A 21442-nucleotide genomic window follows, 5' to 3' on the forward strand; every position below is an offset into this window, starting at 1 on the left:
AAAGTCGAAAACCCTTATTCGGGGATGAACGTGGCGGCGTTTGACTTGTTCCGCCGGAGCGCGCCCGCCGTTGCGGATCAGCCGAGATCGGCCGCCGCGATCCAGAACACCTCGCCCTCGGATTCCTCGGTGTCGAGCCAGAGCAGCGGCAGTTCCGGGAAGGCCTCGTCGACCAAGTCGCGGCCGCGGCCGATCTCGCAGATGAGGCCGCCGTCCGGCGTGAGACGGTCGGGCGCATCGCGCAGGATGCGGCGGACCACGTCGAGGCCGTCGGCGCCACCGTCGAAGGCGAGCTTCGGTTCGGCCCGGCATTCCGGCGGCAGCGCCGCCATGCCTTCCGCGTCGACGTAAGGCGGGTTGGTGATGATCAGGTCGTAACGTGCATCGCCGAGCGGCGCGAACAAATCGCCGCGATAGAGCGTGATGCGCTCATCGAGCCCGTGCTCCCCGACATTACGTGTCGCAACCTCGAACGCGCCCTTGGAGATGTCGACCGCATCGACGGCGGCGTTCGGGAAATGATGCGCGGCAAGGATCGCCAGACACCCGGATCCGGTGCAGAGATCGAGCACGCGCTCGATGGACGAGGGATCGTCGATCAGCGAGCCAGCCTCGCCATCGCCGCCGAAATGCGACTCCAGCAATTCGCCGATGAAGGAGCGCGGAACGATGACGCGCTCGTCGACATAGAAGGGCAGGCCGCGCATGTAGATCTTGTTGACGAGATAGGCGGCCGGTTTGCGCGTGGTGACGCGCTTGTGGATGAGATCGAGGATGGTCTTGCCTTCCGCCGCCGTGACGCGCGCGTGGGCAAAGGTCTCGAACTGGTCGGGATGCAGATGCAGCGCTTCGCAGACCAGGAAGGCCGCTTCCGCGACGGGGTCGGTGGTGCCATGGGCAAAGGCGAGCTTGGCCTCCGTGAAGCGGCTCACCGCGTAGCGGACGAAATCGAGCAGCGTCAGAAGCTCGCCACGGCCGACCTTGGCGAGTTTTGGCGCGGCGCGGCTGCGCGCGGTCTTTTTGGATGCTCTTGCCATCAGGATCGGGTCCAGCGAGCGGCGGCCTCGTCGTCGCGGGCCCGGGCCTCGACCCAGCCGGTGCCGGTGGCGCTCTCTTCCTTCTTCCAGAACGGTGCGCTGGTCTTGAGGTAATCCATCAAGAACTCGGCCGCCTCGAACGCCGCTTTGCGGTGTTGCGAGGCGGTCAGCACCAGCACGATGTTCTGGCCGGGCATGAAGCGGCCGACGCGGTGAATGATGGTGACGCCGTTGAGCGGCCAGCGCGAAATGGCCTCGTCGACATGGCGCTTGATCTCGTCCTCGGCCATCCCTGGATAATGCTCGAGCGTGAGCGCTGAAATCTTCGCGCTGTCCTCGTCGGCGCGGCAGATGCCGGAGAAGCTCACGACCGCGCCGATATCGGTGCGGCTCCTGGTCAGGCCCGCGATTTCGCGCGCGATGTCGAAATCGTCTTCCTGGATACGGATGGTTACGGCGCCGGCGGTGGCAGGGGAGGTCATGGGCCTAGCCGCCGGTCATCGGCGGGAAGAACGCGATCTCGCGGGCGCCGGCGATCGCGGCGTCCGACTTGACGTGGGTATGGTCGATCGCGGCGCGGATGACCTTCGGCTTCTCGAACGCATAGGCGTAGGCCTCGCTCCGGCCGGACAGCCAGGCGATCAGCTCCTCCACGGTGCGCACGCTTCCCGGAGGCTCGATGGTCTCCTCGGCCATGCCGATGCGCTCGCGCACCCAGGCGAAGTATTTCAGCTTCATCCCTCATCCTCCTTGATGAGGTGATGGATGCCGGCACGGAAATAGTCGTAGCCGGTGTACATGGTGAGGATGGCCGAGGCCCACAGCAGCGCCAGTCCGATCATCGAGACGATCGGCACCACCTCGTCGCCGGCCGGGCCAGCGAGCAGGAAGCCGATCGCAACGAGCTGAACCGTCGTCTTCCACTTGGCAAGGTTGGTCACGGGCACGCTGACGCGCAGCGCGGCGAGATATTCCCGCAGGCCCGAGACCAGGATCTCGCGGCACAGGATCACGATGGCGGCCCACAGCGACCAGCCATGGATGATGCCGTCGGCAGCCAGCATCAGCAGGCAGGATGCGACCAGCAGCTTGTCGGCGATCGGGTCGAGCATCCGGCCGAACGCCGATTGCTGATTCCAGATCCGCGCGTAATAGCCGTCGAGGTAATCGGTCACTGCGGCCGCGATGAAAATGGCGACCGCGACCCAGCGCAGCCACAGCGGCTGATCCAGAATCGACTGCGCATAGATGCAGCCGACCACGACCGGGATCGCGGCGATCCGGCCATAGGTCAGCATGTTCGGGAGGGACATCGCGCGGCTGGTTGTCCCTCGTGTCGTGGCGATGTTCATCCGTCCTACCAATACCGCTGTGGCCTGAAGGTCAACTATCCCGCTCCCAAATGGGGTGCGGCATGCGACGACCATATGACCGCGGCTCCCTTTAGTTCACCCCGGCTGGGGATGGAAATAGTCGAAAATCCTGCGAGCGCTCTCGGCGCTCACCCCCGGAACCTTGCCAAGATCGGCGATCGAGGCCCGTTCGATCTCCTTCAGGGTTCCGAAATGATGCAACAAGGCACGTTTGCGTGACGGGCCGATGCCCGGAATCTCCTGCAAACCGGCCTCGCGGATGTCCTTCTTGCGCAGCTTGCGGTGCGAGCCGATGACGAAGCGGTGGGCCTCGTCCCGCAGCCGCTGGATGAAATAGAGCACGGGGTCGCGCGGCTCCAGCTTGATCGCCTCGCGCTCCGGCATGAACAGGGTCTCGCGGCCGGCATCCCGGTCCGGTCCCTTGGCCACCGACATCAGCGACACCTGGGTCAGCCCGAGATTTGTAAAAATCTCCCGAACGGCGTTGAGCTGGCCTCGGCCGCCGTCGATGACCACGAGATCGGGCCATTGCGGGAAGTCGTCGTCCTTGGCCTTGGTCGCACCGTCTTCGGGCGGATTGATCAGGCGCTTGAAGCGGCGCTCCAGCACCTCGCGCATCATTCCGTAGTCGTCGCCGGGCGCGAGCCCTTCCGACTTGATGTTGAACTTGCGGTACTGGTTCTTCACGAAACCATCCGGACCGGCGACGATCATGGCGCCGACCGCATTGGTGCCCTGGATGTGGCTGTTGTCGTAGACCTCGATGCGCTTCGGCGGATGCGGCAGGCTGAGCGTCGTCGCCATCGCGTCGAGCAGGCGGCTCTGGGTCGCGGTATCGGCGAGCTTGCGGCCCAAAGCCTCGCGCGCATTGGTCAGGGCGTGGGTGACAAGCTCCTTCTTCTCGCCGCGCTTCGGCGTGGAGACCTCGATCTTGTGGCCGGCCTTGATCGACAAGGCGTTTTCGAGCAGCTCGCTCTCCTCGATCTCGTGCGAGAGCAGGATGTTCCTTGGCGGCGGCTTGTCGTCGTAGAACTGGGCGAGGAAGGAGCCGAGCACCTCTTCCGGCGTAAAGGTCTTCTCTGCCCGCGGGAAATAAGCGCGGTTGCCCCAGTTCTGGCCGGTGCGGAAGAAGAATACTTCGACGCAGGAGAAGCCACCGTCCTGGTGGATGGCGAACACGTCGGCTTCCTCCACCGTGCGCGGATTGATGCCCTGCTGCGACTGGATCGCCGAGAGCGCAGCGAGGCGGTCGCGGTAGAGCGCCGCGCTCTCGAATTCGAGCTCGCCGGAGGCCTTCTCCATCTCGCCCGCGAGCTCCTGCTTCACCGCCTGGCTCTTGCCGGACAGGAAGTCGGTCGCCTCGCGCACCAGCGTCGTATAGCCGGGGAAGTCGATCTCGCGGGTGCAGGGGCCGGCGCAGCGGCGGATCTGGTAGAGCAGGCAGGGCCGCGAGCGGCTCTCGAAGAAGGAATCGGTGCAGGAGCGGATCAGGAACGCGCGCTGCAACGCCGTGATGGTGCGGTTGACCGCGCCGGCGGAGGCGAACGGGCCGAAATAACGCCCGGGGCGGCTCTGCGCGCCGCGATGCTTCAGGATCTGCGGCGCCCAATGGTCGCCAGTGATCAGGATGTAGGGAAACGACTTGTCGTCGCGGAGCTGCACGTTGAAGCGCGGGCGGAGCTGCTTGATGAGGTTGGCCTCGAGCAGCAGCGCCTCGGTCTCGGTCGTGGTCGAGACGATCTCCACGGAGACTGTCGCCGCGATCATGCGCAGGATGCGCGCCGGCTGCGGCGCACTGAGGCGCGCGTAGTTGGACAGGCGCTTTTTGACGTTCTTGGCCTTGCCGACATAGAGCACGTCGCTGTTCGCAGCGAGCATGCGGTAGACGCCGGGCGAGGTCGGGGCGAGCCGGACCGCACGCTCGATCGCCTCATGGCCGGTCGCCAATGGCTCTTCGCCGACCGCGCCCGTCTCTTCCAGGATGTCCGGCAGCCGCGCATCGTCCTCGTCGTCGCCGCTCGCGGTGGCGGGATCGAGGTCCGGCGGCGTCAGCCCCTCGGGCAGGGCGTCCGGTGCGGTGCCGCGCGGCGATTTGCGCGCGCGCGCGTCGTCCGGATTGTCGGGGGAATCGTGAACCATGGGACGAATTTAGGCGCTGAGGGTGCCGATTTGAAGTTCCGGCAATGCCGCACGCACAGGATGGCGGCCGCAGTTCCCGGTAACGCTTCCTTAAGTCTGTTAACAGCGCGGTAACGGGTCTTAACAGGCCTTTAACTTAAAACTCTCGATAAATCTTACGCGAAAAGTTCTTGGTTCCGTAACCATGCGGTTTTGCCTTGCGCGGCGGTGCAGGCATCGCACGGGGTGGTAGTTGCGTTGGAGAGTACCCATGAAGAGGTTCGTTGTGGGCGCAGCCGCGTTGGTTGCAGCCGGCTGGACAGCTTCGGCAGAGGCCGCCGATCTTAGTTACGGGCAGCGTGCGCCCTATACCGTCAATCAGCCGCTCAATTCCTATAGCTGGGCCGGCCCCTATATCGGCGCCAATGTCGGCTACGAGTGGGGCTCGGTGAGCAACACGCCCGTGAAGCCCTCCGGCTTCGTCGGCGGCGTGCAGGCCGGCTACAATTTCCAGAGCGGCCCGTGGGTATTCGGCGTCGAGGGTGACATCCAGGCCGCTGGTGCCGACGACACTTTCGCGCCGTGGAAGTTCTCCAATCCATGGTTCGGCACCTTGCGCGGCCGCGCTGGCTACGCCTTCAGCAACGTCCTGTTCTACGGCACCGCCGGCCTCGCCTTCGGCGAACTCCGCGCGCAGACCTTCGGCTGGACGGAGTCGCACACCACCGCCGGCTGGACCGCCGGTGTTGGCGCGGAAGTCGGCTTCGCGCCGAACTGGAGCGCGAAGCTCGAATACCTCTACATCGATCTGTCGACGAGCCAGTTCGCAATTACAGGCGTGTCAAACGGCTATAGCGCCAGCGTTGTGCGCGCAGGCGTGAACTATCACTTCTGATAGGCGAATAAGAAAATACCGGACAACAGCCTCCCGGCCGCTCGCGGCCGGGATTTTTTTGCGCCAGATTTTTTTGAGTGAGGCCCGCTAGGAGAGGATCACTAAATTGACCGCCTTTGGCCCCTTCCCCTTCTTGTCCGGTTCGACCTCGAATGTGATACGCTGTCCTTCGGCAAGATCCTTCAGTCCCGCTCGCTCCACAGCGGTGATGTGAACGAAGACATCGCGACCGCCGTCGTCCGGTTTGATAAAGCCGTAGCCGCGCTCGCCGTTAAAGAACTTGACCGTTCCCGTCATGGCCATCGGGAAACTCCCCCTCATTGCTCCTCCGCCACAACGCAGACGCGCGTCGCGGCATGACCGGGCCTTACGAAGCCCGGGAGCTGGCCATCCTTGGGCAGACCATTCGGTCCGACTGGATCTTTCTTAGGCCTTCACTCCGCCGCAACCATTCGCGGAAGCGGAACGTAAAGCCAGTCACGGAAACAGCATAATACGGTTCTTTGCAGATTGACTACGGTTACTGCATATTTTTCCCAAGAATGCCGGAGTGTTACGGCTTCGGCACCTCTAATCGGAATCTGGCAGCGCCGCCCTGGCCGAGCGGCATTTCCAGCTCGGGCAGGATCGTCTTCAGCTCGCCTTGCAGCGTATAGGGCGGATTGACGATCAACAGCCCGGTGGACGTGAGCGGTGCGCCGTCAATCTGCGGTGCGGCGCTGAATTCGAGCCGCAGACATTTTGCCGGCGACTTTGCTGAGGCTGCGGTCCGCGCCACCAATTGCGCCAGCGCGTCGGTGGCACGGCGGCTCTTGGCCGGATACCAGATTACATAGATACCGGTCGGCCATTTCGCGAAGGCTGTGGAGAAGGCCGCGCCCAGCTTTTCGAACTCGTCCTTCGCTTCGAAGGACGGGTCGATCAGCACGAGTCCGCGGCGCTCCTTCGGCGGCACGAAGGCCGGCAGCGCGACCCAGCCGTCGAGATCGACCACGCGGGCCTGTTCATCGCGGCGCAGCACGTCGATGAGCGCCTTTCGCGCTTTCGGCTCGAGCTCGCAGGCGACGAGGCGATCCTGCGGCCGCATCAGGCCGCGCGCGATCAGCGGCGAGCCCGGATAGGCCTTGAGCTCGCCCTTCGGATTGTAGGCGCGGACGATGTCGAGATAGGGCTTCGTCAGCGCGATGGTGTCGTTCGAGAGGCGCGCCTGCATCAGCCGCGCGATCCCCGTCAGCCACTCGCCACCGCGCTTCGCCTCATCGCTCTCGAGATCATAGAGGCCGGCGCCCGCATGGGTGTCGATGACGCGGAACGCGGCCGGCTTGTCCTGCAAATAGGTCAGGATGCGCGCGAGCACGATGTGCTTGATGACATCGGCGAAGCTGCCGGCGTGAAAGGCGTGACGGTAGTTCATGGTGCAGAGTTACGACATCGTGCGATGAAAGTAACTGCTGTCATTCCGGGGCGGTGCGGCTCTATCCACCCCTGATCGGCGGCATCGTCAGCTGGTCGCGGCGGCAGGCGCGGCGGTCGATCTCCTCGCAGGCGCGGAATTGCAAATCCTTGCTGAGGCAGATGCGGACCTCGGAGAGCCGCGTCCGGTTGCAGGTCACCGAGACGGCGGCATTGCTCAAGCCGGGATTGGCCTTGATGAAGGCTTCCTCGACCTCGGCCGGGGCCACCGTCTTGGCCTGCGACAGGTCGAGATACTCGGCCGGAATCTTGATCGCGGCGCGGGCTTTGCGGATGGTCTCGAAATAATTGCGGTCGGTGAGCCCGGAGCAGGTGCCGTGCTTGTCCCATTCGTTGAAGATCAGGCCCGGCGCCGGCATCAAATCGAGCATCGAGGAGACGATGTTGCGGTTCAGCCGCGGCGACGGCCGCTGGCAATATTCCGGAAAGCCGTTCTCATATTGCGGCCACAGGCCGTGCACCACGAAAGCGTAGGGCCGTCCCCCGCACTGGATCTGCGAGCGCCCGCCGCGCTCCGCCGCTTCCTCGCAGAACGAGGGCGACCAGGACAGCGACAGCACATAGAAATCGAATTCGCCGGGCGTGTTCTGCCGCCTGTCCTGCGCTGTCGCGCTGCCGGCGAGCCCAACCAGCCCGGCCGCAAGCGGGAGAGCAAGGATCAGCGAGATCATCAGGCGGGAGAACGAATGCAATCTGGAATGAAACATGGCGACGCCCCTCAACTAGACTGTGCAAAAGAGCCTAGCAGGCGATAAGAACATTTCAAGAACAAATTTCGAGCGACCACGGTTCGGGCCGCTTGATCGGGTCCGAATCAGGGCTTTGCCGCGCGGCAGGACGGATTGTAGGCCCAGTTGCGGTCGAGCCCGACCACGCACCATTCGACGCCCTGCCCGTAACCGGCGAAGCCGCCATCCTCGATGATCGAGAAGTGCACCTTGCGCATCTTGCCATCATTGAGCATGGCCTCGCCGGAGCAGTAGCGGCGCGGAATATTGTCGGACGCCCAGGGCCGGAACGCGGTCTCGTGGACGGCCGAGAAGCCCTCGATCTTCAACGACGAATTCCAGAAGGAGCTTTCCTTCTCCCAGAATTGGGTGGCGATCGTCGGCAGCGCCTTCTCGCAATCGGCGACACGGCCGTCATAACGCGGCCCGCTCAGCCAGAAGTTCAGCTCCAGCGGATTGGCGGCCCGGGCCTCACCGAGCGACAGCGCCCCGAACATGAGGCCGAGCACAGCGGCAAAACGGAGCGATTTCAGTGAGGTCGAGGCGCGCATGGGCAATCCAGACAGCATGATCTGCGGAGGCCGAACGGTGCCGCGAAGGCCGGGGCAGGTCAAGTGCAGCGCGGCAACACTTAGCCACGAGTTGACCGGAACGTCGCAGCAGCCGGCGTTCGGTTCTTTCCACCGCCGCGCCGGCACCGTAAACTACCGCCAACCAATCGGAGTGACGGGAATGCGAATCATTGCGGCCGCGGGCCTTCTTGCCTTGGGACTGATGGCGAGCCAGTCGGCGCGCGCCGATATTTTGCCGGTGCCACCCTTCAAGGGCAACGACACCGGCGGCATCATCGCCTATTCGCTGGCGGCCCAGGCCGATGCGCGGCAGCTCGCGGTCGATCACTGCGCGCGGTACGACAAGGTGGTCAAATTCCTTGCGGTGCAGGCCTATGAGGGCGGCTACATCTCGTTTGCCTGCCGCTGGGTGCCCTATGGCGCGGCCGACCGGCCGATCCGCACGCTCTACTGAGACGTTCTCGTAGCGCCAGGATAACGCCGAGAAAAGAAGACATCTCAGCCGGGAGTCTCTCGCATGACGCGCAAGCTTGCTTTGCTCGGATCAGTCGTTTGCCTCGTGTTGTCGGCAGGCGCGGCTCGCGCCGACGATATGCCGGTGCGCAAGGCCGGCCTGTGGGAATTGAAGATGGTCAGGAGCGGCTCGGCGATGCCGGAAATGACCATGCAGCACTGCACCGACGAGACCGTCGACAAGGAGATGAACAACAACGTCTCCCCGATGGCCAAGCAGATCTGCTCCAAGCAGGACATCAAGAAGACGTCGACCGGCTATGTCAGCGATTCCGAGTGCAACGTCGCCGGCATGACCACGACCTCGCATGCCGAGATCGTCGGCGACTTCAACTCGGCCTACACGGTGAAGACCTCCTCGCATGCACAGGGCGGCCCGGCCGGCAGCGCAGGGCGCGACACGACCATGACGCTCGAAGCGAAATGGCTTGGCGCCTGCAAACCCGATCAGAAGCCCGGCGACATCGTGATGCCCGGCGGCTTCAAGATGAACGTGCGCGACGTCGACAAGCTGAAAGCGCTGCTGCCAAAGTAAGTAGGATCGTAGCCCGGATGGAACGAAGCAAAATCCGGGACACTATCTCCGTCGTGTAAAGTCCCGGATTACGCTTCGCTCCATCCGGGCTACGTTCGGCTACACCGGAATCCGCACGCTTGCGCGCAATCCGCCCATCGGGCTGTCGCCGAGCGTGATGTCGCCGCCATGGGAACGGGCGATGTCGCGGGCGATCGCGAGCCCCAGGCCCGTGCCGCCTTCGTCCTGGTTGCGGGCGTTGTCGAGCCGCAGGAACGGCTTGAACACCTCTTCGCGCAAATGGGCGGGAATGCCGGGACCATCGTCATCGACCGTGACGGTCAGATAGCGGTGATCGCGCTGGCCGGTGATGGCGATGCTCTTGCCGTAGCGCGCGGCGTTGGTGACAAGGTTGGCGAGGCAGCGCTTGAACGAGGCCGGCTTCACGGTCACCACGGGCAGGCCGTGGAAGGTCACGGTCGCGGTATGGCCGTGGCGTTCGGCGTCGCTGCGCAGCTCCTCGAGCGCCTGCGCCATGTCGGTCGGCTGCGATTGCTCGCCGGAATCGCCACGGGCAAAGGCGAGGTAGTCCTCCAGCATCATCGACATCTCGTCGACGTCCTTGCGCATGCCCTCCAGTTCGGGGCTGTCGCCGATCAGCTCCAGCTCGAGCTTGAAGCGGGTCAGGATGGTGCGCAGATCGTGGCTGACGCCGGCGAGCATCGCGGTGCGCTGCTCCATCGTGCGCTCGATGCGCGATTTCATCTCCAGGAATGCGACCGCTGCGCGCCGCACCTCGCGCGCGCCGCGCGGTCTGAAGTTCGGTGCCTCGCGGCCCTTGCCAAAGCTTTCGGCGGCGTCGGCAAGCCGCAGGATCGGCTTGATCTGGTTGCGCAGGAACAGCACCGCGACGATCAGCAGGATCGACGACGTGCCGACCATCCAGAACAGGAAAATTTCTGAGTTCGAGGCGTAGGCGGCGCTGCGCTGGGCGAACACGCGCATCACGGCATCGTCGAGCTGGATGCGGATCTCGACGAGGTTGGAGCGGCCAACCGTGTCGATCCAGAACGAGCGCCCGATCTGGCGGCCGAGCTGCACCGACAGCGTCTGGTCGAGCAGCGAGAAGAACGGCTTTGGTCCGGGTGGCGGCATGTCGCCGACGGGAAGAAAATCGACCACGAGCTGCATGCGCTCGGCGATGCGGCGCAGTTGCGCGCGGTCCTTGTCCTGCGGATAGCCCTTGTAGACGTCAATGAGGCTGGCGACGTCCTGCACCACGGCCTGCGACAAGCGCCGCGTCACCGTGTTCCAGTGCCGCTCCATGAACACGAAGGCGACCACGGTCTGGAGGATCACCATCGGCACGATCATGATCAGCAGCGCACGGGCATAGAGACCGGTCGGCATCCAGCCCTTGAACGCATTGCCCATCCAGCCATTGGCGGCGGAGACGCGCCCGGCGGCGCTTCGGAGCAGCGTCAGGCCGGTGTCAATCGTGCTCATTGGTCGTGTTTCACCGCTCTGATCTTATGGCGAGGCCACCAGCCGGTAGCCGATGCCGCGTACCGCCTGGAGGAACAGGGGATTGGCGGGGTCGGTCTCGATCTTGCGCCGCAAGCGGTTGATCTGCACGTCGACGGCGCGTTCGTTGACGCTGCCATTGCCGGTCAGCGCGCTGCGCGGCACGGTCTCGCCTGGCGCCTCCGACAGGATGCGCAGCATCTCGCGCTCGCGGTCGGTGAGGTGGATGACCTCCTCGCCCTGGCGCAACTCGCCGCGATCGAGATGATAGATGTAGGGGCCGAATGCGATTTTCTCGACCAATGCGGCCTGCGGCGGTGGCGCGGCGCGCTTGAGGATGTTGTTGATGCGCAGCGCGAGCTCGCGCGGCTCGAACGGTTTTGCCACGTAATCGTCGGCACCGATTTGCAGGCCCTCGATGCGGGCTTCGGCTTCATGGCGCGCCGTCAGCATCACGATCGGCACCGATGAAGATGTCCGGATGAAGCGGGCAAGATCGAAGCCGGTCTCGCCGGGCATCATGACGTCGAGGATCAACAGGTCAAAATGCAGGCCCAACAGTTTTGAGCGCGCATCGCCCGCGCTTGCGGCGGTGGTGACGCGATAGCCTTCGCTGGCGAGGAAGCGCGACAACAGATCGCGGATGCGGCGGTCGTCGTCGACCAGCAGGAGGTGCGGGGCATCGTCGGCCGGTTGCGCCGGCGGGCGGGCGAGCGTGGCAGCGAGCGGCACAGTCACTCCTTTGCGTCTTGATTGACGGTGGCGAAGATCGTCTCCAGCACCTTGTCCGGATCCTCGCGGTCGATCATCGCGCGCAGGAAGCGCTTGACGGTCTCGGCATCCTGCGGCGCCATCTCGGCCAGCGCCTTGGTGATCCGCGTGGTCTGGAGGCCCGCGAGCTTCTGCACCAGCGCCTCGCCCTTGGGTGTTGTGTAAAGCAGGCGCTGGCGGCGATCGTTGTCGCCGGTCTTCTGCACGATGTAGCCCTCGTCCAGCAGCTGCTTGAGCACGCGGCCGAGCGATTGCTTGGTGATGCGCAGGACATCGAGGAGGTCGGCGACCTTGAGCCCGGGATAACGATAGACGAAGTGGATGACGCGGTGATGGGCCCGGCCGAAGCCGAATGCCTCCAGCTCCTGGTCGGGATCGCCGACGAAATCGCGATAGGCGAAGAACAGCAGCTCGATGATATCCCAGCGCAAATTGCTTCCTTCGGGCGCGGCCGGCTTGGTCTCGGCAACGTCATGAGAGGGAGTCGCGAAATTTATGTCAGGCATATTGACGTATCTTGGGTTCAATGTTACAAAACGATCAGCCCGCACGAAATTTTAGATCGTTTCGCGTCGGGTGGCAGTTTCAAGGGCGGCCGGAGAGTGCCGAACAGGCGGCGACGGCCGGATCAGATCTACCGTACGATTGTCGAGCGGCATTTCGGCAAAACATACTGGACTTCCGCCTTCCGCAAAAGCATGTCCTCGGCGACATGCTGGCCACGGAAACCGGCCGTAACAAGGCTGGCGGTGGTCCGGCCAGGAACCTAATCAAGCCAGCCGGGCCCGAACAGGGCAGGCCGGCGCCAGAACAGCGCCGCCATCGGCAGCGGGAGCCAAGGACATGAGCATGAAATTCGACATCCAGCCCGCATCCAATCCGACCTCCGAAAAGGACCGCGTGGCCAAGCTGGTGGACCCCGGCTTCGGGCGGGTCTTCACCGATCATATGGCGATCGTCCGCTACAACCAGGCCAAGGGCGGCTGGTATGAGGCGCGCATCGAGGCGCGCGCCAATTTCCAGCTCGATCCGGCCGGTGCCGTCCTGCACTACGCGCAGGAAATTTTCGAAGGGCTGAAGGCCTACAAGCGCGACGACGGCGGCGTGAACCTGTTCCGTCCCGACGCGAATGCGCGGCGCTTCAAGGATTCGGCCGACCGCATGGCGATGGCGCAGGTCCCCGAGGACGTCTTCATCGAGGCGGTCGCGCAGGTCGTGCGCATCGACCGCGCCTGGATGCCGGGCGGCGAGGGCAGCCTCTATTTGCGGCCCTTCATGATCGCGAGCGAGACCTTCCTCGGCGTGAAGCCGTCGTCCGAATACATCTTCGCGGTGATTGCCTCGCCGGTCGGCTCCTATTTCAAGGGCGGGCCTGCGCCGGTGTCGATCTGGGTGTCGGAGAATTACACGCGCGCCGCGGTTGGCGGCACGGGCGCCGTCAAATGCGGCGGCAACTATGCCGCGAGCCTGCGCGCGCAGGCCGAAGCCATCCAGCACGGCTGCGATCAGGTCGTCTTCCTCGACGCAATCGAGCGCCGCTACATCGAGGAGCTCGGCGGCATGAATGTCTTCTTCGTGTTCGACGACGGCTCGCTCTCGACGCCGCCGCTCGGCACGATTTTGCCCGGCATCACCCGCGACTCCATCATCGCGCTCGCCAGGGATGCGGGAAAGACCGTGCGCGAGGAGTCCTATTCGATCGACCAGTGGCGCGAGGATGCGGCCAGCGGCAAGCTGAAGGAAGCTTTTGCCTGCGGCACCGCCGCCGTGATCTCGCCGATCGGCAAGGTGCGCTCGGTGAGCGGCGATTTCGAGATCAGCGGCGGCGTCGCCGGCCCCGTCGCCATGGGCCTGCGCAAGCAGCTCGTCGACATCCAGTACGGCCGCACCAACGATCCGCACAGCTGGATCAAAAAGGTGATTTGAGTCTCGATCTCTTCCCCTCTCCCCGCTTGCGGGGAGAGGGTAGGGTGAGGGNAGGGGGAGTCTCCGCGGGGGTGGTGAAAGACGGATTCGCGGAGAGTCCCCCTCACCGGGAATCCGCGCGTTCCGCGCGCATTCCGACCTCTCCCCGCAAGCGGGGCGAGGTGAAAAGCGCCGTTTCAGGGTTGTCAGCCAACGTTTATGCTGTAAGTCAACGTTGACTTTCAAAGCTTGCAACGAGCGACATGACCAAAAAACCCCAGAAATTGAAGGCGCGGCTGCCGCGCGGTCTCGAGGATCGCGATCCCGCCGCGATCCGGGCGACCCGCGAGATGGTCGAGAAGATCCGCGCTGTCTACGAGCTCTACGGGTTCGAGCCGGTGGAGACACCGGCGATGGAATACACCGATGCGCTCGGCAAATTCCTGCCCGATCAGGATCGTCCGAACGAGGGCGTGTTCTCGTTCCAGGACGACGACGAGCAGTGGATTTCGCTGCGCTACGATTTGACCGCGCCGCTCGCCCGCTACGTCGGCGAGCGATACGGGACCGACGGTCTGGTTCTGCCCTACCGCAGCTATCGCGTCGGCTACGTGTTCCGCAACGAGAAGCCCGGCCCCGGCCGCTTCCGCCAGTTCATGCAGTTCGACGCCGATACGGTCGGTTCGGCGACGCCGGCGGCGGACGCCGAGATTTGCATGATGGCCGCGGACACGATGGAGGCCCTTGGCGTTCAGCGCGGCCAGTATGTGGTGAAGGTCAATAACCGCAAGGTGCTTGATGGCGTGCGCGACGCGCTCGGAATCACCGACGATGGTCAGTGGCTCACGGTTATGCGCGCGATCGACAAGCTCGATCGGCTTGGTCTTGCCGGAGTCCAGCAACTGCTAGGCGAAGGTCGAAAGGATGAGTCTGGTGACTTTACAAAGGGCGCGGGACTAAAGCCTGCTGATATTGTCTTGGTCACGAGTGTCATCGAGCAAGTTGATGATGCCGACGAGAAAATTGCTCAGATTGACTTGCGGCTGCGTGACAGCAAAGTTGGTCAGCAGGGCCGCGAAGAGTTGGAGGAAATAGAGCGGCTTGTGAGAGCTTCCGGATATGGTCCGGACCGCATCAAGATCGATCCCTCCGTCGTGCGCGGCCTCGAATATTACACCGGTCCCGTCTACGAGGTCGAACTCCTGCTCGAGACCAAGGACGAGAAGGGCCGCCCGGTGCGGTTCGGCTCCGTCGGCGGCGGTGGTCGCTACGACGGCCTCGTCTCGCGCTTCCGCGGTGAGCCGGTGCCGGCGACCGGTTTCTCGATCGGTGTGTCGCGGCTCCAGGCCGCGCTGACGCTGCTCGGCAAGCTCGATACGCGGCCCGAGTTCGGGCCCGTCGTCGTCACCGTGTTCGACCGCGACCGCGTCGCCGATTACCAGACGATGGTCGCGTCCTTGCGCACCGCCGGCATCCGCGCCGAGCTCTATCTCGGCAATCCCAAGAATATGGGAAACCAGCTCAAATATGCCGACCGCCGCAACGCGCCCTGCGTCATCATCCAGGGCTCGGATGAAAAGGCGCGCGGCGAGGTGCAGATCAAGGATCTGGTCGAGGGCGCGAAGGCGGCCGCCGCCATCGCCTCCAACCAGGAATGGCGCGAGAGCCGCCCGGCGCAATTCTCGTGCAGCGAAGCCGATCTCGTCGCAAAGGTGCGCGAGGTCTTGGCGCGCCATGACGTGAGCTGGGGCTAGCCATTCGCAGGCAGCGTCATGCCCGGGCTTGTCCCGGGCATCCACGTCCTGTTTGATGGAAGAGAACGTGGATGGCCGGGACAAGCCCGGCCATGACGAACGCAGCAGGGAGAATACAATGCCTGAGATCACCGTCAGCATGGCCGTGGGCCGCACCGATGAACAGAAGGCCGGCATGATGCGCGACATCACCCAGGCACTGGTGAAGAATCTCGGCGTCGATGCCGATGCCGTCGTCATCCAGATCAACGAAGCTCCGCTCGCCCACAAGATGAAGGGCGGCAAGACCTTTGTGGAGCGCGCGGCGGCGGCGAAGAAGTAGCGACGGTTAGCGCGGCATCCAAGACTGTCGTCCCGGCGAAGGCCGGGACCCATAACCCCAGGGAGCGGTTGTGGGCGCAAGCAGGAAACTCCGAGCCTTCGCCAAACTGCGGCCTGTGGCTATGGGTCCCGGCCTTCGCCGGGACGACACCGTGTGTGAGGCACCATGGACGCACGCGACTTCATCACAATCGACATGAGCGCTGAGCGCACGCTGGTGGTGCCGGTGGAGCGCACGGTCGGGCATTTCGTGCCCGGTATGCCCATGGTCTATGCGACCCCGATGATGATCCTGGAGATGGAGATGACATCGGGCGACGCGATCCGCGCGGCGCTAAGGCCGGGCTGGGTCACCGTCGGCACCGAGGTCGACATCCGCCATCTTGCGGCAGCCTTGGTTGGTGCAACAGTGCGGACCACAGCGAAGGTGGTTGCGGTCGAACGCCGTATCATCCGCTTCGAGGTCGAGGCGTTCGAGGGCACGCGCAAGCTCGGCGAGGGCCGCCATGCGCGCGGTCTCGTCAATGTCGAGATGTTCAACAAGCGGTTGGGGGCGTAGCCGCTACTTCGCCAATTCCTTCGACCGCTGCGTCGCGGCCGCGATCGCGCGGATCATCAGATCGCGCAGGCCGGGCTCACCCATCAGCACGCCGAGGGCTGCGGCGGTGGTGCCGCCGGGGGAAGTGACGTTCTGGCGCAGCGTGCTGGAGGGAAGCTCCGATTGGTGCAAAAGCTCGCCGGAGCCGGCGACGGTCTCGCGTGCAAGCTTGGTCGCCAACGCCTCGGGCAGACCAGCTTCGACGCCGGCGCGCGCGAGCTCTTCGGCGAGCAGGAACACATAGGCCGGGCCGGAGCCGGAGACGGCGGTGACCGCATCCATCAGGCTTTCGTCCTCGACCCATTCGACTGAGCCCGTGGCGCGCAACAGTGCATCGGCCACTGCGCGTTGATGCGCGCTGACGTTCTTCGCCGCAACCGCCACTGTGATGCCGCGGCCGATGGCAGCCGGCGTGTTCGGCATCGCGCGCACCACGGCGCCGCCGCAAACGTCCTGAAGCGAGGCGATCGTGGTTCCCGCCATGATCGACACCACCGAGGTCTTCTCCGAGACGAATGGCTTCAGCCCGGCGCCGGCCTCGCGAAAATATTGCGGCTTGACCGCGACGACGAGCGTCTCGACCTGACCTGCCGCCTTCACATCAGGATTGAGCGCAACGCCTTTCGCGGCAAGCGCGCTGATCTCGGGCGAGAGGTGCGGATCGATCACCGCGACGCGGCGCGGATCGAGCCCGCCCGAAAGCCACCCCGTCAGCATCGCGCCGCCCATCTTGCCGGCGCCGGCGAGAAGGATGGTGCCGGTGATGTTTTGGAGAGTGCTGTTCGCCATCGTGGTCACCACAAATTCAGTGTCGTCCCGGCGAAGGCCGGGACCCATAACCACGAGTGGTTCTAGTGGATGAAGGGATGAGCAACAAGCATCGCGCGATACGGAGAAATCACGCGGTATGGGTCCTGGCTTTCGCCAGGACGACGGTGAGGAGGGAGATGCGGCTCTCACTCCTTTGAGCGGTGCCCTACGCCTCGCCCGCCGTGTCGAACATCGCCGCGTCCATCGCTTCCGTCGTGGACTTGCCTGCCCACACCACGAACTGGAACGCCGGGAAATAGCGCTCGCTGGCGTGGATGGCGCCGGCGAGCATGGCTTCGCATTGCGCGGTCGAGGCGGTCAGCCCGCCCGGCAGCACCAGCGCCTGGCGGTGCATGATCATGCCGGTGTTGGTCCACAGGTCGAAATGCCCGACCCACAACTGCTCGTTGATCGCGGCAACGAGCCGCTGCACCTCCGGCCGGCGTGCGACCGGAACCTTCATGTCGAACGCGCAGGCCAGATGCAGCGCCTCGATCTCGCCCATCCAGGTGAAGGAGATCTGGTAGTCGGTCCATTGTCCCTTCGAGACAATCGTGAGTTCGTCTTCGCCGGAGCGTTCGAACGGCCAGTTGTTGCTGGCAGCAATATCCTCGACCACCGCGAGCGGGTGATTTCGGGAATCAATAGTGCCTTCGAGCAGGGACATGCCGTCTCGACCTCTTGCCTTTTTGTTGTCTTTGATACGCACGCAGTTGGTCCGGCGCGCGCTCCCTTAAATATCGCTAAGGCGATCCATTAGGAGTCGCTGTTGCGATCCCGGGATCAGCGCGGGCTTGTCGCGGATCAACTGATGTGATTTGCGGAATCTGCGCAACCGGCTGCCGAGTCCGTCCACAAGTCAGGACTCGTTCGTCCACAGCTCATCTCCGCCATAATTATTAACGAAAAGAACAAATCGGAATCGGACTCGCAGGAAGCGCCCAATCGTTAATTCCGCCGCGCGAGGGCCGGACCCCCAAGAGAACCTCCATGGCGGCATGGGACCATGCGGATTTCCCATGCGGAACAGGCTTGCTGTGGCCACGGACCGGCGTCATATTTCCGGTCAGGTCGTTCATTCCGAACGGCCGATGTTCTCAGGGCGGGGTGAAAGTCCCCACCGGCGGTAAGGGTCGAAAGGCCTAAGCCCGCGAGCGCCTTCCCCAAGGATATTCCTGAGAAAGGGATATTCCCAAAGGGAAGGGTCAGCAGATTCGGTGCAACTCCGAAGCCGACGGTTAAAGTCCGGATGAAAGAGAACGGTCGGTGGCAGACGCATCGCAAGATGCGGCTGTTTGTCGTTCCGTGTGCCCTGATTCTGGTCCTTAACTGAGGAAAGCCATGAATCAGATGTTGCAAGATCCCCAAACCGAAACCTCTCAAGTCACACAACCGCCGGTTCCGCAGGGTCCGGCGCCTGAACACCCGCGCTTCGCAAAACCGCAGCGGGTGGCGTTCGTGCAGGCCTGCTGGCACCACGACGTGGTCGAGGAGGCCCGCATCGCCTTCGTGAAGGAGGCCGAAGCGCGTCACCTCACCCATGTCGACGTGTTCGAGGTGCCGGGCTCGTTCGAGATCCCGCTGCACGCGCAGATCCTCGCCAAGACCCGGCGCTACACCGCGATCGTCGCGGCGGGCCTCGTCGTCGACGGCGGCATCTATCGCCACGAGTTCGTCGCCGACACCGTGATCAAGGCACTGATGGACGTGCAGCTCCGCACCGAGGTGCCGGTGTTCTCGGCGGTGCTGACGCCGCAGCAATTCCACGAGACCGAAGTGCACTACGATTTCTTCCGCAGGCACTTTGCGATCAAGGGCGTCGAGGTCGCGGCAGCCTGTGCGGAGACGTTGCTCGGCCTGGAGCGCCTGCGCGGCCAGGTCGCGGCGGGGATTGTGTAAGCGCTCCCCTCACACGCCGCTGATTGTCAATCCCGCTGCCGTCCCTATAAAGTCGGCGGCGGGAGGAGGCCGTGCCGTGGAGACGGGGCGGCCGACAAGATCATGTTCGAAGGACACGATCCCTATCTCGTCGCGCTCTCTGTGGCGATCGCGAGCCTGGGTGGCTATACCGGCTTTGCGCTTGCGGCTCGCATCCGCAACACGCCCGGCGTCAGCAATCGCATGCTGCTCGCGGGTGCGGCGGCGTTTCTGGCCGTCGGCATCTGGACCATGCATTTCGTCGGCATGCTGGCCGCGCCGCTGCCGCCGGACACCGTCTATCTGGTCCTGCCCACCATCATCTCGTTCCTGATCTGCGCGCTGGTGGTCGGCATCTCCCTGTTCTTCGTCTCGATCGGCGAGCCGTCATTAAAGAGGGTGGCATCGTCGGCCGTGCTGCTCGGCGTCGGCATCGCCAGCATGCATTACGTCGGAATCCATGGTCTTGCCGGGCCCTTTGCGATCGCGCACGACCGGACAATGGTGCTGCTGTCGGTCCTGGTCGCTGTTGTCACCGCCTATGGCGGCTTGCGCGCTTTTCTGGCGCAGCAGGAGGGCGTTCGCCTGATCGTCAGCTCGATCGCCTTCGGCATTGCGGTTTCCGGCATGCATTACACGGCGATGCTCGGCATGCATTTCGAGCCGCTGACGGCCGGCGGGCATCAGCATCTCGGCGGCGGCCTTGCCGCGTCGCAGCAAATTCTGTCCATCGTGGTTGCCGTGCTCTGCTTCGTGATCGCGGCCGGTTTCCTGCTCTCACTCGTCCCGGACCAACGGCGGCAGGCGGCGACTGCGGTGATGGTCGATCCGATCTCCCCGTCCGTCGCGCCGGAGCCGATGACTCAGGCGTCTGCATCGCCGCGGCCGATGCCGGCGCCGCTCGGCGGTCTCGGCCAGCCGCCGCGCGCGCCCGTTCCGCGGCTGCCGGTCGAGGGCGCCGACGGCACGCACTTCATCGACACGGCCGACGTCCGCAGCGTCCGCGCCGACGCGCATTACACGCGGGTGCATGACGGCACCCGCGAGCGGATGTGCCCCTGGTCGATCTCGGAAGCCGAGGCACAGCTCGATCCCTCGCTGTTCCTGCGGGTGCATCGCAGCCACATCGTCGCGATTCCCCATGTCGCGCTGGTCCGCAGGGAGGGCGACGGCGCCGTGCTCGAGCTCGACGGCCCGTCCCCGCACCGGGTGCCCGTGAGCCGGGCGAAGATCGCCGAGGTGAAGGCAAGGCTGGGGCTGGTGAACCGGCGGCACGCGTAGATCTCCATTGGAGGTGCACTCCCTCTCCCGCCTGCGGGAGAGGGTTGGGGTGAGGGTGTCTCCGCAACGGGATAGTCCCTATGAGGAGAGAGCCCTCACCCGGCGCTTCGCGCCGACCTCCCCCGCAGGCGAGGGCTTTGCACAAATCGCGAATCTGCGATTCACTAAGAGAGATCTGAAGAGGGTCTTGGGATGGCATATCGGCAGGTTGGGCAACCGAGCTTCGCAGATGCGCTGGCGTCGCGGCGTGGGAAAGGCGGTGCGGTGCTGAGGCGGATTTGCGAACTGGTCGATTGGGGGGCTGTGGAGCGCGTGCTGTGCGGCCTTCCGGAACCTGAGCGTGGCGCGCCGGCCTATCCTCGGCTGGTGATGTTCAAGGCTGTGCTGTTGCAGCAATGGTACGGGCTGTCCGATCCGGAACTGGAAGAAGCGCTCGATGACCGGGCCTCTTTCCGCGACTTCTGCGGCTTTGCGCTGGGCGACGAGACGCCCGACCATACGACGATCTGGCGCTTCCGCGAAGCTTTGCAGCAGGCCGGTCTGGACGAGACGCTGTTTGCCGAGATGCTGCGCCAGATCGACGCGCGCGGGCTGGTGCTGCGTCGAGGCACATTGATCGACGCCAGCCTGATCCCGGCGGCGGTGAAGCCGCCGAAGCCGCCAAAGGACCCGCTGCCGCCCGGCCCAGACGGGCGCGCGCCGAGCAAGCTGGTCAACAGCGAGCGCGATGCGGATGCGCGATGGACCAAGAAGGGTGGCAAGCGATACTTCGGCTACAAGGCGCATGTCGGTGTCGACCAGTGCTCGGCGATCATCCGTCGCAGTAAGCTGACCGACGCTGCGGTCAACGATACGGTGCCGGCCGATGAATTGATCAGCGGCGACGAGAAGGCGGTCTACGCCGACCAGGCCTATGACAAGCACGAGCGCCGCGCCGGGCTGGCTGCCCGGGGCATCAAGCCGCGGCTGATGTTCCGGCCCAACAAGCATCATCCCCTGACCGAGCGGAAGAAGCGCTTCAACGACGCCGTGGGACGCCGCCGCGCGCCGGTCGAGCAGGTCTTTGCGCGCCTCAAGGGCGTTTACGGCTGGGCGCGCGCTCGCTATCTGGGCTTGGCACGCAACCATACCCATCTGCGTCTTCTCTGCTTGGCCATGAACCTCAAACGATGGGCGGTGCTGTGTCCCGCGGGAGGTGTGGCGTGACTGCCGTAGCCCAACGCCATCGATCGGCCACGAAAACAAGGCCGTCTGCGTTCGCTCGCCATCCGAGGCCACACAAAAAAATGCCCCACATCGAGCCTCACTCCCGCACGGCCAATTAAGCAAAGCCCTCGC

Annotated in this window: 24 protein-coding genes and 1 riboswitch; of the genes, 10 read left to right on the plus strand and 14 right to left on the minus strand. The window is 64.5% G+C overall.

What is annotated here, in order from left to right; all coding sequences use genetic code 11:
* Positions 1–77 precede the first annotated feature (77 nt).
* The 5 genes from prmB to uvrC all read right to left on the minus strand — a co-directional run bounded on the left by prmB (position 78) and on the right by uvrC (position 4549).
* The gene (prmB, locus tag UB31_RS15295) at positions 78–1037 is read right to left on the minus strand and encodes a 50S ribosomal protein L3 N(5)-glutamine methyltransferase (RefSeq protein WP_045011411.1); all 960 of its coding nucleotides are present in this window, start codon (positions 1035–1037) and stop codon (positions 78–80) included.
* Positions 1037–1519, minus strand: a complete 483-nt coding sequence (locus UB31_RS15300) for a molybdenum cofactor biosynthesis protein MoaE (protein ID WP_045011412.1) — start codon at positions 1517–1519, stop codon at positions 1037–1039. The genes prmB and UB31_RS15300 overlap by 1 nt, the downstream gene beginning before the upstream one ends.
* Positions 1520–1523: 4 nt before the next feature.
* Positions 1524–1775, minus strand: a complete 252-nt coding sequence (gene moaD, locus UB31_RS15305) for a molybdopterin converting factor subunit 1 (RefSeq protein WP_045011413.1) — start codon at positions 1773–1775, stop codon at positions 1524–1526.
* Entirely contained in the window at positions 1772–2389 is a 618-nt protein-coding gene (gene pgsA / locus UB31_RS15310) for a CDP-diacylglycerol--glycerol-3-phosphate 3-phosphatidyltransferase (protein ID WP_045011414.1), read from the minus strand. Before pgsA ends, moaD begins: the two co-directional genes overlap by 4 nt.
* A gap of 96 nt (positions 2390–2485) precedes the next feature.
* The gene (gene uvrC, locus UB31_RS15315) at positions 2486–4549 is read right to left on the minus strand and encodes an excinuclease ABC subunit UvrC (protein ID WP_045011415.1); all 2064 of its coding nucleotides are present in this window, start codon (positions 4547–4549) and stop codon (positions 2486–2488) included.
* A 250-nt stretch (positions 4550–4799) separates the two neighbouring features.
* Here uvrC and UB31_RS15320 point away from each other — a divergent pair, with 250 nt between their 5' ends.
* Positions 4800–5423 (plus strand): outer membrane protein, encoded by a 624-nt coding sequence (locus UB31_RS15320; RefSeq protein ID WP_045011416.1) that lies wholly within the window; start codon positions 4800–4802, stop codon positions 5421–5423.
* An 87-nt stretch (positions 5424–5510) separates the two neighbouring features.
* Here UB31_RS15320 and UB31_RS15325 read toward each other — a convergent pair whose 3' ends face one another.
* The 4 genes from UB31_RS15325 to UB31_RS15340 form a co-directional block, all read right to left on the minus strand.
* Positions 5511–5726, minus strand: a complete 216-nt coding sequence (locus UB31_RS15325; RefSeq protein ID WP_008544396.1) for a cold-shock protein — start codon at positions 5724–5726, stop codon at positions 5511–5513.
* 250 nt (positions 5727–5976) lie between these two features.
* On the minus strand, positions 5977–6837 hold the full coding sequence (locus UB31_RS15330) for a 23S rRNA (adenine(2030)-N(6))-methyltransferase RlmJ (protein WP_045011417.1): 861 nt from the start codon (positions 6835–6837) through the stop codon (positions 5977–5979).
* A 61-nt stretch (positions 6838–6898) separates the two neighbouring features.
* Positions 6899–7603 (minus strand): ribonuclease T2 family protein, encoded by a 705-nt coding sequence (locus tag UB31_RS15335; RefSeq protein WP_045011418.1) that lies wholly within the window; start codon positions 7601–7603, stop codon positions 6899–6901.
* A gap of 107 nt (positions 7604–7710) precedes the next feature.
* Complete coding sequence (locus UB31_RS15340; protein WP_045003792.1) at positions 7711–8175, minus strand: hypothetical protein; 465 nt, start codon at positions 8173–8175, stop codon at positions 7711–7713.
* A 181-nt stretch (positions 8176–8356) separates the two neighbouring features.
* On the opposite strand from UB31_RS15340, the gene UB31_RS15345 reads away from it, so the two are divergent.
* Together UB31_RS15345 and UB31_RS15350 are read left to right on the plus strand one after the other, a co-directional pair.
* Entirely contained in the window at positions 8357–8650 is a 294-nt protein-coding gene (locus tag UB31_RS15345; protein WP_045003790.1) for a hypothetical protein, read from the plus strand.
* Between the two features lie 63 nt (positions 8651–8713).
* Positions 8714–9244 carry a DUF3617 domain-containing protein gene (locus UB31_RS15350; protein ID WP_045011419.1) on the plus strand — a complete coding sequence of 177 codons (531 nt, stop codon included), beginning with the start codon at positions 8714–8716 and terminating at the stop codon, positions 9242–9244.
* A gap of 99 nt (positions 9245–9343) precedes the next feature.
* Here the strand turns inward: UB31_RS15350 and UB31_RS15355 are convergent, their stop codons facing one another.
* From UB31_RS15355 to UB31_RS15365, 3 genes are read right to left on the minus strand one after another with little or no spacing between them, the layout of a single operon-like run.
* Positions 9344–10729 carry an ATP-binding protein gene (locus UB31_RS15355; protein ID WP_045003787.1) on the minus strand — a complete coding sequence of 462 codons (1386 nt, stop codon included), beginning with the start codon at positions 10727–10729 and terminating at the stop codon, positions 9344–9346.
* A 24-nt stretch (positions 10730–10753) separates the two neighbouring features.
* A complete protein-coding gene (locus UB31_RS15360; protein WP_045003785.1) occupies positions 10754–11485 on the minus strand; it encodes a response regulator in 732 nt (243 codons plus the stop codon).
* Positions 11482–12024, minus strand: coding sequence for a MarR family winged helix-turn-helix transcriptional regulator (locus UB31_RS15365; protein ID WP_045011420.1), 543 nt, complete (start codon positions 12022–12024; stop codon positions 11482–11484). The genes UB31_RS15360 and UB31_RS15365 overlap by 4 nt, the downstream gene beginning before the upstream one ends.
* Positions 12025–12361: 337 nt before the next feature.
* On the opposite strand from UB31_RS15365, the gene UB31_RS15370 reads away from it, so the two are divergent.
* The 4 genes from UB31_RS15370 to UB31_RS15385 all read left to right on the plus strand — a co-directional run bounded on the left by UB31_RS15370 (position 12362) and on the right by UB31_RS15385 (position 16057).
* On the plus strand, positions 12362–13444 hold the full coding sequence (locus tag UB31_RS15370; RefSeq protein WP_045011421.1) for a branched-chain amino acid aminotransferase: 1083 nt from the start codon (positions 12362–12364) through the stop codon (positions 13442–13444).
* A 242-nt stretch (positions 13445–13686) separates the two neighbouring features.
* Positions 13687–15177, plus strand: a complete 1491-nt coding sequence (gene hisS, locus UB31_RS15375) for a histidine--tRNA ligase (RefSeq protein WP_045011422.1) — start codon at positions 13687–13689, stop codon at positions 15175–15177.
* A 55-nt stretch (positions 15178–15232) separates the two neighbouring features.
* Positions 15233–15499, plus strand: a complete 267-nt coding sequence (locus tag UB31_RS15380) for a tautomerase family protein (RefSeq protein WP_283806082.1) — start codon at positions 15233–15235, stop codon at positions 15497–15499.
* 165 nt (positions 15500–15664) lie between these two features.
* On the plus strand, positions 15665–16057 hold the full coding sequence (locus UB31_RS15385; protein WP_045003777.1) for a thioesterase family protein: 393 nt from the start codon (positions 15665–15667) through the stop codon (positions 16055–16057).
* 3 nt (positions 16058–16060) lie between these two features.
* On the opposite strand, the gene proC is transcribed toward UB31_RS15385, so the two are convergent.
* Entirely contained in the window at positions 16061–16885 is an 825-nt protein-coding gene (proC, locus tag UB31_RS15390; RefSeq protein ID WP_045011447.1) for a pyrroline-5-carboxylate reductase, read from the minus strand.
* A gap of 187 nt (positions 16886–17072) precedes the next feature.
* Positions 17073–17573: a type III secretion system chaperone family protein gene (locus UB31_RS15395; protein WP_045011423.1), complete on the minus strand. Its 501-nt coding sequence runs from the start codon at positions 17571–17573 to the stop codon at positions 17073–17075.
* Between the two features lie 422 nt (positions 17574–17995).
* A riboswitch (FMN riboswitch) is annotated at positions 17996–18171 on the plus strand.
* Between the two features lie 76 nt (positions 18172–18247).
* On the opposite strand from UB31_RS15395, the gene UB31_RS15400 reads away from it, so the two are divergent.
* The 3 genes from UB31_RS15400 (at position 18248) to UB31_RS15410 (ending at position 21310) form a co-directional block, all read left to right on the plus strand.
* Positions 18248–18805 (plus strand): 6,7-dimethyl-8-ribityllumazine synthase, encoded by a 558-nt coding sequence (locus UB31_RS15400; RefSeq protein ID WP_045011424.1) that lies wholly within the window; start codon positions 18248–18250, stop codon positions 18803–18805.
* 102 nt (positions 18806–18907) lie between these two features.
* Positions 18908–20104, plus strand: a complete 1197-nt coding sequence (locus UB31_RS15405; protein ID WP_045011425.1) for an MHYT domain-containing protein — start codon at positions 18908–18910, stop codon at positions 20102–20104.
* Positions 20105–20296: 192 nt separating this feature from the next.
* The gene (locus tag UB31_RS15410; protein WP_050044708.1) at positions 20297–21310 is read left to right on the plus strand and encodes an IS5 family transposase; all 1014 of its coding nucleotides are present in this window, start codon (positions 20297–20299) and stop codon (positions 21308–21310) included.
* Positions 21311–21442: the final 132 nt, after the last annotated feature.

Origin of the sequence: Bradyrhizobium sp. LTSP849 (assembly GCF_000938255.1) — a bacterium.
Taxonomy (GTDB): domain Bacteria; phylum Pseudomonadota; class Alphaproteobacteria; order Rhizobiales; family Xanthobacteraceae; genus Bradyrhizobium.

Coding starts and splice junctions, on each gene's coding strand:
- prmB (WP_045011411.1), bottom strand. CDS start 1,037: ATGGCAAGAGCATCCAAAAAGACCGCGCGCAGCCGCGCCGCGCCAAAA.
- UB31_RS15300 (WP_045011412.1), bottom strand. CDS start 1,519: ATGACCTCCCCTGCCACCGCCGGCGCCGTAACCATCCGTATCCAGGAA.
- moaD (WP_045011413.1), bottom strand. CDS start 1,775: ATGAAGCTGAAATACTTCGCCTGGGTGCGCGAGCGCATCGGCATGGCC.
- pgsA (WP_045011414.1), bottom strand. CDS start 2,389: ATGAACATCGCCACGACACGAGGGACAACCAGCCGCGCGATGTCCCTC.
- uvrC (WP_045011415.1), bottom strand. CDS start 4,549: ATGGTTCACGATTCCCCCGACAATCCGGACGACGCGCGCGCGCGCAAA.
- UB31_RS15320 (WP_045011416.1), top strand. CDS start 4,800: ATGAAGAGGTTCGTTGTGGGCGCAGCCGCGTTGGTTGCAGCCGGCTGG.
- UB31_RS15325 (WP_008544396.1), bottom strand. CDS start 5,726: ATGGCCATGACGGGAACGGTCAAGTTCTTTAACGGCGAGCGCGGCTAC.
- UB31_RS15330 (WP_045011417.1), bottom strand. CDS start 6,837: ATGAACTACCGTCACGCCTTTCACGCCGGCAGCTTCGCCGATGTCATC.
- UB31_RS15335 (WP_045011418.1), bottom strand. CDS start 7,603: ATGTTTCATTCCAGATTGCATTCGTTCTCCCGCCTGATGATCTCGCTG.
- UB31_RS15340 (WP_045003792.1), bottom strand. CDS start 8,175: ATGCGCGCCTCGACCTCACTGAAATCGCTCCGTTTTGCCGCTGTGCTC.
- UB31_RS15345 (WP_045003790.1), top strand. CDS start 8,357: ATGCGAATCATTGCGGCCGCGGGCCTTCTTGCCTTGGGACTGATGGCG.
- UB31_RS15350 (WP_045011419.1), top strand. CDS start 8,714: ATGACGCGCAAGCTTGCTTTGCTCGGATCAGTCGTTTGCCTCGTGTTG.
- UB31_RS15355 (WP_045003787.1), bottom strand. CDS start 10,729: ATGAGCACGATTGACACCGGCCTGACGCTGCTCCGAAGCGCCGCCGGG.
- UB31_RS15365 (WP_045011420.1), bottom strand. CDS start 12,024: ATGCCTGACATAAATTTCGCGACTCCCTCTCATGACGTTGCCGAGACC.
- UB31_RS15370 (WP_045011421.1), top strand. CDS start 12,362: ATGAGCATGAAATTCGACATCCAGCCCGCATCCAATCCGACCTCCGAA.
- hisS (WP_045011422.1), top strand. CDS start 13,687: ATGACCAAAAAACCCCAGAAATTGAAGGCGCGGCTGCCGCGCGGTCTC.
- UB31_RS15380 (WP_283806082.1), top strand. CDS start 15,233: ATGGAAGAGAACGTGGATGGCCGGGACAAGCCCGGCCATGACGAACGC.
- UB31_RS15385 (WP_045003777.1), top strand. CDS start 15,665: ATGGACGCACGCGACTTCATCACAATCGACATGAGCGCTGAGCGCACG.
- proC (WP_045011447.1), bottom strand. CDS start 16,885: ATGGCGAACAGCACTCTCCAAAACATCACCGGCACCATCCTTCTCGCC.
- UB31_RS15395 (WP_045011423.1), bottom strand. CDS start 17,573: ATGTCCCTGCTCGAAGGCACTATTGATTCCCGAAATCACCCGCTCGCG.
- UB31_RS15400 (WP_045011424.1), top strand. CDS start 18,248: ATGAATCAGATGTTGCAAGATCCCCAAACCGAAACCTCTCAAGTCACA.
- UB31_RS15405 (WP_045011425.1), top strand. CDS start 18,908: ATGTTCGAAGGACACGATCCCTATCTCGTCGCGCTCTCTGTGGCGATC.
- UB31_RS15410 (WP_050044708.1), top strand. CDS start 20,297: ATGGCATATCGGCAGGTTGGGCAACCGAGCTTCGCAGATGCGCTGGCG.